1 protein-coding gene is annotated in these 931 nt (G+C 57.6%); it reads right to left on the bottom strand.

What is annotated here, in order from left to right; genetic code table 11:
* Positions 1-931: immunoglobulin-like domain-containing protein (locus tag BFP89_RS28985; protein WP_370671223.1), on the bottom strand; the 931-nt coding region annotated here is incomplete at both ends.

Here is a 931-nt window from a genome sequence, read left to right as displayed (position 1 = left end):
GTGCCCGGAGTATCAGTAACGGTGGTGTTAACTGGCGTGGTGCCAGGCACCAAGTTCTCGAAGTGCTCGCCACCAGTGACAGTCTTGATAGCAGTGGTGACGGTCTGATCGCCTTTATAGACGTCATCCGGCGCAATAACCGAAACGCTGGCGCTCGATTGGTTTACACCGATAGTGATGCTCTGTCCGTTATCCAGCGTCACGGTCAGCGGGTTGGTGATGTTAGTCACCGGCGCGCCGTTTTTATCCACAAGGCTGGCGGTGTAGACGATGTTGCCGCCTTCACCGACGGTAGTGGTGGCGGTCAGTACAACGTCGACTTTGTCGATGGTGTCGTTGATCGTGGTAGTCGCACCGCTGCCAGCAACTTCCAGTTTTTCGAAATTGCCGCCCGTTGCGTCTGTGATCTTGACCGTCTGCGTGCTCTTGTCGATGAACACGTCATCGCTTGGCGCAGGGACGGTCACGGTGCCGACGGTATCGCCGGCTTTGATCGTGATGCTTGAGCCGTTATCCAGCTTCAGCGTGACGTCAGTACCGGCCTTATTACTTAAGGTCGCGGTATAGGTGATCTGACCACCCTCGCTCGCTGCAGCCGGCGCGGTCAGCGTAACGGTTGTGGTATCGATGGAATCGGTAATGGTGGTGAGTGCCGGAGTCGTGCTCGGCACCAGGTTTTCAAAGTTGCCGCCGGTAGCTCCGGTAATGGTGGTGCTGACGGTCGAACCGTTGACGTAGACGTCATTGGCCGGGGTATCGACCACGACCGTACCTGTCGACTCACCCGCCTTGATGGTAATCACCGAGCCATTGCTCAAGGTGACGTTCACCGGGGTTTGTGCCGGGTTGGTCAATGTCGCGGTGTAAGTGATCTGACCGCCTTCGGTCACGGTGGAACCGGCCGTCAGGGTGACAGTGGTGGTATCGACCA

Origin of the sequence: Pseudomonas sp. 31 R 17, assembly GCF_900004915.1 — a bacterium.
Lineage (GTDB): Bacteria > Pseudomonadota > Gammaproteobacteria > Pseudomonadales > Pseudomonadaceae > Aquipseudomonas > Aquipseudomonas orientalis_A.
Note: the sequence above shows the minus strand (reverse complement) of the source record. Positions and strands in the feature narration are given on the sequence as shown.